We start from the raw sequence: 7,501 nt of genomic DNA on the forward strand, positions 1-7,501 counted from the left end.
CTCCTGCAGCACCTCATCGATCTCGTCGATGAAATGCATCATCAGGATGTACTCGGACGAAATCGTGCAGTCCGTTTCAAATTCGAAACACCAGTGACCGTCCGCGCGCTGACGCGCCATCAGGGCCTGTCGCGCCCGATCGATGGCCCGGTCGATGCGATCCGGATCGACAAGGCCGGGATCGAGAGTCGGTTGACGCGTGTTGGGCGGGGCAGGGTCGGCGACGGTGGCTGGTGAATCCGTCATAGCGATCGCGCGTTTTTATACTGCGATGTCCGTCGCCACGGCCAGGCGGCGTTGCCGGCCTGGGGCACGTCCCACTCCGCTGCCAGGGGCGTGAGCGGCAGCTTGCGCGCCGCCGCGCCGAACAGAAAGCGTACGGCCGGATCGTACTTGTCGCTCAGGCGCGTCAAGCCGATGGTCTGCGCGACGGCAGCACGCGACACCTTTACCTGCGTGCCGGAGGAGAAGTCGAGCCTGTCCTGCAGATTGCGCAACGTGAGCACGGCCAGGCCGATGCTCCACAGGCAGAAGCGCCGGAAACCGGCGTGGCGCGCCGGCACGATCAGCGTGTACTCGACCGCGCGGCACAGATGCGCGTGCGCGATGCCGATCAACTCGATCATGGCGTCGGCATAGTGCGCATCCTGCTGGCCGGCACTAAGGTCCTGCAGCTCCACGCCGTGGCGCGCAAACACATCGTGCGGCAGCCAGCACACGCCGTGGCTGCGGTCTTCCCACTGGTCCTTGAGGATATTGGTCATCTGCAGGCCCTGGCCAAACGAAATGGCCAGGCGCATCAGAGTCCGCGTCTGCGGCACCAGTTCCGGTTCGAAATCGATCAGCAGCTTGGTCAGCATCTCGCCGACCACGCCCGCGACGTGATAGCAGTAGCGATCCATGTCGCGCTGCGTGTCCAGTCCTTGCAGGCCGACCACGCGCTGGAAATCGTGCATGCCTTGCGACATCACGCGCAGGCATTCGACGATGGCGTCGTGCTGGACAGGATTGAACGATTCGGTGATTTCCAGCACCAGCGGCAGCCGGAACATCAGGTCGCGTTCGCTTTCCGAAGTGGCGTCGGAAAGTCGCGGCGCGATGTGGGCGGCGAATTCGCGTGCGTCGATGCGCCCGGTCACGGCGTCGACGAAGGCTTTTTCGTAGCGGCCTTTTTCTTCCGCGCTGAACGCGGGTTCGTCTTCGATGGTGTCGGCGATGCGACAGAGCAGGTACGCGTTGGCCACGACGTCGCGCAATGCCGGTGGCAATTGCGGAATCGTCAGGGCAAAGGTTCGTGACACCTTGGGAAGAATGGCTTCCTGGTAAGCGCCGGCGTTGCTTGGGGCGATCGCAGCGGCGTGTTTCGCTTCAAACATGGGCATGCCTCGGCCTTCTTAGTATTCACATACAGAGAATCCAGCGACATCGGCATGGTATCACCCTGTCTGTGAGAGACGCCGCCCATCTGATCAAAGCGAATGTCATCGATTCGTAGAGACGCGTGGATACGCTTTGAAAGCCTGGGGAAAGCGGACGCCGACCGGACAGGCACTGGTGCCGGTGGCGCCGATGCGACTACCGTTGCCGCACGCGCCGATGTCTGCGTCGTTCGTACATAATGACCTCCCACTCCTCCCCGAGTTCAGGGAACGACTGCCTTATGTGTCCAGGGTCCAGGCTGGCGATGGTCGTGTATACCTTGGTATTGCTTCCGTGCGGTCGCTAGTTACTGGCGCCACCGGATTCGTCGGCTCCGCCGTGGTGCGGCGGCTGCTGCGCGAGGATCATCATGTGCGCGTGCTGGCCCGCGCCGGTTCCGACCGGCGCAACCTGCAGGGCCTGGACGTGGAGATCGTCGAAGGCGATCTCACCAACGCCACGTCGCTGGCAAGGATTTGCGACGACTGCGATGCCTTGTTCCATGTCGCTGCCGATTACCGGCTGTGGGCGCCGCATCCGCAGGAGCTGTATCAGACCAATGTCGAAGGTACGCGCGCCTTGCTCGAGGCGGCGCGGCAGGCCGGTGTGCCGCGCGTGATCTATACCAGCAGCGTGGCGACGCTGGGCATTCCCAGGGACGGTACGCCTGGCAGTGAAACCACGCCGGTATCGCTGGCCGATATGCTCGGTCACTACAAGCGCTCGAAGTTTCTTGCCGAGCAAGTCGTCGCCGGTTTCGCGGCGCAAGGATTGCCGGTGGTGATCGTCAATCCCTCCACCCCGATCGGACCGCGCGACATCAAGCCCACGCCCACCGGGCGCGTCGTGCGCGACGCGATGACCGGTCGCATGCCGGCGTATGTGGATACCGGGCTCAACGTCGTGCATGTGGACGACGTCGCCGATGGGCACTGGCTGGCGTTCAAGCACGGCGTGGTGGGCGAGCGCTACATCCTGGGCGGCGCGGACATGAGCCTGCGCGAGCTGTTGTTCGAGATTGCCGAGATCGTGGGCGGCACGCCGCCGCGTTGGCGCCTGCCGCATGGCGCGGTGATGCCGGTGGCGTACATGGCAGAGGCCTGGGCGCGCATGACGGGCAAGCCGCCGATCGCCACCGTGGAAGAGGTGCGCATGTCGCGCAAGCGGATGTACTTCAGCAGTGCCAAGGCGGAGCGGGAGTTGGGTTATGCGGCAGGGCCGGTGCGGCTGGCGCTGGAAGATGCGGTGGCATGGTTTAGCTTGCATCGCTAGCGCGATGCGTTCGCGCACAGGGTGCGCTCCCACAGGGGTTTCTCAGTCTGCATCGCTAGTCTGCTTGTTGTAGGAGCGCATGAAACGGCGGGCCATGCGGGCCATGCGCGGCACGAAGGTGGGCCGCAGCAGGCGCTCGTCGTAGCCGCCCATGCGGAAACTGTCCTGCGCCAGGCACATGTCCAGCAACTCGCCGATCTTCAGGTCCAGGCCAATCTGCTGATGACCGGTGATGGTGAAGTTGGCGTCCTGCATCTCGCCGTTGTTGTCCAGGCCCTTGGCGATGCCGATGCGTTCCCAGATCAGAAACAGCCACACCCGCAGCACTTTCAGCTCGAACGCCGGGCGCCGCCACCACGGCAACTGCTTGCGATACCACGCCACCCAGTTGGCGAAGAACAGGATATGGCGCGCCTCTTCCTGCATCACCGGCTCGAACGTGTCCACCAGTTCGGCCGGGAAATAACCGGTGCGCTTGGCCGACTCGAACAGGCCGAAGGCGAAAAAACTGTCGATGCATTCGCTGTAGCCGGTGACCAGCCAGCCCCATTCGGAATCTTTCGGTATTTCGTATTCGGGCTCGGGCGCCAGGGTGATGCCGTAGGCCGCCACCATCTTGCTCAACACCACCTTGTGGCGCGCTTCCTCATCGCCATCCATGGTCAGCGCTTCATGCAGCAGCGGATCGGTGACGGTATTCGTATAGGTCGCCACGCGCAGCTTGGCCTTGCCCTCGGTCTGCACGGCGATATCCCAGATCGGCAGCGAGGTGATGCGATGCAAGGTGTCCGCATCCAGCGCCGGCCATTCGATCACGGCCGGCTTATACGGGTTGTGCGTGTCCAGGATCATCCGGCAGAACAGCCGCTTGTGGGCATCGGAACCGATCTTGATGCGTCCCGGTTCGTTGCCAGCCCAGTGGCGCATGCTGTGGTCGGCGGCGGCTACGGCGTCATGGGACACGGTTTCACCTCGTGGTGTTACGACAACTTCCGGTCTGGTGCATCGGCCAGTGATGGCTTGCGGCGCGACAGCCAGCGGCGGTGCAGGCGGTGTGCTTCCGCCCACTGCCACGACAATAGCGCAGGCACGCCAAAGCCTACCTCACGTGCGCGTTTGACCAGCGACAAGGCGATCGCAGCGTCCGCGGGCAGGCCGATGATATTGCCGAACAGCACCAGGCCGCCCTCCTGCACGCCCAGTCCCGCTGGCACGAAGAAGATGATGTGGCGCACCGCCTGCGTGGTCGCCTCGATGGCAATCGCGTCCCAAACGGAAATGGGATAGCCCAGCAGATACAGCGCCAGCCAGCTTTCGAAGCTGCCCACCACGAAGCCTGCGACCTGCCAGGCGCAAGCGATCGTGAGGCGTGCGGGCTTGCCGTACAGCTTGCGCACTTCGTCGTCCAGACGGGCGCCGTCGAGCAGCTCGGTGAACCGAGAAGGCCCGCCGAGCAGCTTTTCCGCAAAGGCCTCCAGTCGTGAAAAGACCTGCCCGTGACGGAACAACCAGACCAGCCCGATCGGCAGCGGCAGCGTGGCGATCACCGCCCAGATCACCGAATTGAGCGTGCCGATATGGCCTGCCATGCCGATCAGCAGCAACAGGCCCAGGGCCACGAAGATGTATTGACTCACCAGGGTCAACAGCACCTCGATGATCACGCTCGCAGCCACCGGTGCGCCTTCCAGGCCGCGCCATTTGACCAGCCGGATGCCGACGATTTCGCCGCCCACGTTGGCCACCGGCAGCAGTCGATTGCAGGCTTCGCGCACCGTGGCGGCCCAGAACAGGAACGGCACGCGGGCGCGTCCGTGCGGATCGCTGGGAGCGATCAGGGCGCGCCAGCCGAATACGTCCAGCAACAAGGGCAGCGCGTGGAACGGCAGCAGCCACAGCAGGGCCCATCCGGCGTGGTCGAAGGCGTCCTCGATGGCCGACCAGTTCTGGTGCGTTACCAGGATGATGGCGGCCACCAGGCCGAGCACGCCGGCGAGATAAACGAAATATTTCATGCCGCCGCCGGATCGCTGAAGCCATTGCAAAGCTGGCAGTGTTCGGCCACGGCGCGCCGCACACGGGGCGACAGCAGTGCGGCCAGTTCGTCGGCGTGGCGATAGTTCGCCATGGTGGGAGTCAGTTCGCCGTGCGTGGCCGGATGCAGGTAGAGCTCGCTCAGGCCGCGGGGCAGCCGCTGCAGCACATCCAGCAACGCCTGTTCGTCCATGGCGCCAGTGTGCCGGATGCCGAAGACATGGTCGTTCGATCGCATGCCGGCGCGGCGCAAACGGAAGCGCATCAGCGCCAGCCAGGGTTTGAGCCAGGGACCGGAGCCGGGTTCGGCCGGCCAGCGTACCGCGCGCAAGCCGTGCTCGCGGCCAATGGAAAGGATCAAGGAAAGTACCGTCGGATGAAGATGGAAGTGCTTGTGTGCGTTGACGTGATCGAGCGGCAAGCCCGTCGCGGCAAACGCCTCGAACTGCGCGCGGATCTCTGCTTCAAGCTGCCGTCGCACATAGGGCAGAAAGAAAAACCGAAAGCCGTCGCGCACCATATCGTCGCCGAAGCGTCCGCGCGCGTCGACCAGTTCGGGAATCTGCGACGGCGGCAGGGCCGACAGCCCGTCGGCAAGCACCAGATGCAAACCCACCGCGAGGCCGGGCAGGCGCTTGGCGCGGGCCACCGCATCGGCGACGGCGGGTGCCGTCACCATCAGGCTGGCAGCACGCAGCACGCCTTCCCGGAATCCGCGTTCCACGGCGTGATTGACCGCAGGGTGCAGGCCGAAATCATCGGCCGTCACGATCAGTCGTGGGCGCGCGGATGCGGGTGCTTCGGTCATCGGTAACGCACGGGTCGCGCCGTCATGCCTCGTGCGCGTGCAGGAAGCGGAAGAACTCCACGCCTTCGCGCAATCGCCGCTTGGTCATCTCCCAGCTGCCGGCCATTTCCTTCACGATCTCCCAGATCTTGGACGGGCGGAAATAGAAGCTGCGGTAGAAGGTTTCCACGCCGTGGAAGATTTCTTCCTTGGACAGGTGCGGGTAGCTGATCATGGCCAGCTGCACGCCCTTGTCGTTGACCGTATTGGCGGCGGTGTTGTGTTCCAGCCAGCCGTTTTCGATGGCCTGCTTGTATAGCGTCGTGCCCGGATAAGGCGCCGCCAGCGACACCTGGATAGTGTGCGGATTGATTTCCTTGGCGTAGGCGATGGTGCGCGCAATGGTTTCCTTGGTTTCGCCCGGCAGGCCCAGGATGAAGGTGCCATGCACGGTGATGCCCAGCTTGCGGCAGTTCTCGGTGAAGGTGCGCGCGATATCCGTGCGCAAGCCCTTCTTGATGTTGTGCAGGATCTGGTCGTCGCCCGACTCATAACCCACCAGCAGCAGGCGCAGGCCGTTTTCCTTCATGATCTTCAGCGACTCGTACGGCACGTTCGCCTTGGCGTTGCAGCTCCAGGTCCAGCCCATGGCGTGCAGGCCGCGCGCGATCTCGTGCACGCGATCCATGTTCGAGCTGTCGGTGAAGGTGTCGTCGTCGAACATCAGCTCGCGCACTTCCGGCATGTTCTCCTTGATCCACTTCGCCTCGGCCAGCACGTTGGCCGCCGAACGCACGCGATAGCGATGGCCGCCCACGGTCTGCGGCCACAGGCAGAACGTGCATTTGGAGCGGCAGCCGCGGCCGGTGTAGATCGACACGTAGGGATGCAGCAGATAGCCGATGAAGTAACGCTCGATCTTCAGGTCGCGCTGGTAGATGGGAGCCACGAAGGGCAGGTCGTCCATCTGCTCGATGGTGGCGCGCGAGGGGTTGTGCTGCACGCTGCCGTCGATCAGTTTGTAACTGATGCCGGCGATGTCCTTGAAGGCGCGGCCTTCGGCCACTTCCTTGCAGGTGTAGTCGAACTCTTCGCGCGCCACGAAATCGATCGCGGGCGAGGCGAGCAAGGAGGCATCGGGTTCCACCGCCACCTTGGCGCCCACCATGCCGATCAGGATGTCGCCACGGCGCTGCTTGATCAGCTCGGCGAATTTCGCATCGGTGGGAAACGATGGCGTGCTGGTGTGGATGATCACCAGGTCGTATTCGGCGGCGATGTCCAGCGTTGCTTCCACCGACAATTCTTCCACCGGCGCATCCAGCACGCGCGAGCCGGGGACGAGTGCCGCCGGCTGGGCGAGCCAGGTGGGATACCAGAAACTCTTGATCTCGCGTTTGGCCTGGTAGCGCGAGCCCGCGCCGCCATCGAAACCGTCAAACGAAGGGGCTTGCAGAAAAAGCGTCTTCATGGATTGCCAAGCTCCTGCAGTTGTCCGCAATGAGTTGTTCAACACACCAGTCACCACTTGTTCAAGGATAGCGCGATGGCGCATGGTCGCGCGCATGCAAGATCTGGCCGCGCCAGTCCACTCGCCAGTGGACCAGTGCGCCAGCCCATTCCAGCAGCAACAGTGTGTCGCGAAAAGGGGTGAGCCACAGGTCCTGCCAACGGTTGGATCTTGCGGTGCTTGGCCAGGACACGAGGTAGCGCCACAGGCGTGCCAGGACTCCCAGCGCGGCCACGATCAGGCAAGGCAGCGTGGGCGAGAGCAACAAGGCCAGCACCAGCAGTGGCCAGCTGTAGCACACGAAGCTGAAGGTGAATCCGGCCGGTGATATGGCGCGAATGGTGCGCAGCCAGCGCATTTCATGCGACCACAGCTGGGAGAGTTGGTTTTCGTTCACCTGCGTGCCGACCACCACGTCGCTCAGTACGGTGCGCAAGCCTTGCTGGCGCGATCGCTCGCCCAGCCAGAAATCGTCGGCC

At 63.8% G+C, this 7,501-nt stretch carries 7 protein-coding genes and 1 pseudogene; 1 reads left to right on the plus strand and 7 read right to left on the minus strand.

Going from position 1 to position 7,501, the window contains the following annotated elements; genetic code table 11:
- Nucleotides 1-246 (minus strand): annotated as a pseudogene (locus tag AC1DMG_RS17885) (squalene--hopene cyclase); the annotation flags it as partial.
- Nucleotides 243-1,382, minus strand: coding sequence for a phytoene/squalene synthase family protein (locus AC1DMG_RS17890; protein ID WP_477178320.1), 1,140 nt, complete (start codon nucleotides 1,380-1,382; stop codon nucleotides 243-245). The pseudogene AC1DMG_RS17885 and the gene AC1DMG_RS17890, both read right to left, overlap by 4 nt.
- Nucleotides 1,383-1,713: 331 nt before the next feature.
- Here AC1DMG_RS17890 and hpnA point away from each other — a divergent pair, with 331 nt between their 5' ends.
- Complete coding sequence (gene hpnA / locus AC1DMG_RS17895) at nucleotides 1,714-2,691, plus strand: hopanoid-associated sugar epimerase (RefSeq protein WP_477175598.1); 978 nt, start codon at nucleotides 1,714-1,716, stop codon at nucleotides 2,689-2,691.
- A 42-nt stretch (nucleotides 2,692-2,733) separates the two neighbouring features.
- Here hpnA and AC1DMG_RS17900 read toward each other — a convergent pair whose 3' ends face one another.
- The 5 genes from AC1DMG_RS17900 to AC1DMG_RS17920 form a co-directional block, all read right to left on the minus strand.
- Nucleotides 2,734-3,654, minus strand: a complete 921-nt coding sequence (locus tag AC1DMG_RS17900) for a ferritin-like domain-containing protein (RefSeq protein WP_477175597.1) — start codon at nucleotides 3,652-3,654, stop codon at nucleotides 2,734-2,736.
- Between the two features lie 17 nt (nucleotides 3,655-3,671).
- Nucleotides 3,672-4,706 carry a lysylphosphatidylglycerol synthase domain-containing protein gene (locus AC1DMG_RS17905; RefSeq protein WP_441602267.1) on the minus strand — a complete coding sequence of 345 codons (1,035 nt, stop codon included), beginning with the start codon at nucleotides 4,704-4,706 and terminating at the stop codon, nucleotides 3,672-3,674.
- On the minus strand, nucleotides 4,703-5,533 hold the full coding sequence (hpnK, locus tag AC1DMG_RS17910; RefSeq protein ID WP_477175596.1) for a hopanoid biosynthesis-associated protein HpnK: 831 nt from the start codon (nucleotides 5,531-5,533) through the stop codon (nucleotides 4,703-4,705). Before hpnK ends, AC1DMG_RS17905 begins: the two co-directional genes overlap by 4 nt.
- Before the next feature lie 22 nt (nucleotides 5,534-5,555).
- Entirely contained in the window at nucleotides 5,556-6,983 is a 1,428-nt protein-coding gene (gene hpnJ / locus AC1DMG_RS17915) for a hopanoid biosynthesis associated radical SAM protein HpnJ (protein ID WP_477175595.1), read from the minus strand.
- Between the two features lie 61 nt (nucleotides 6,984-7,044).
- Nucleotides 7,045-7,501 (minus strand): glycosyltransferase (locus AC1DMG_RS17920; RefSeq protein WP_477180852.1); only part of this gene is annotated, 457 nt, incomplete at its 5' end.

It is taken from the genome of Dyella sp. 01N36 (assembly GCF_056399745.1).

Excerpts from the sequence above, each read along its gene's own strand:
- AC1DMG_RS17890 (WP_477178320.1), bottom strand. The coding sequence starts at position 1,382 with ATGCCCATGTTTGAAGCGAAACACGCCGCTGCGATCGCCCCAAGCAAC.
- AC1DMG_RS17905 (WP_441602267.1), bottom strand. The coding sequence starts at position 4,706 with ATGAAATATTTCGTTTATCTCGCCGGCGTGCTCGGCCTGGTGGCCGCC.
- hpnK (WP_477175596.1), bottom strand. The coding sequence starts at position 5,533 with ATGACCGAAGCACCCGCATCCGCGCGCCCACGACTGATCGTGACGGCC.
- hpnJ (WP_477175595.1), bottom strand. The coding sequence starts at position 6,983 with ATGAAGACGCTTTTTCTGCAAGCCCCTTCGTTTGACGGTTTCGATGGC.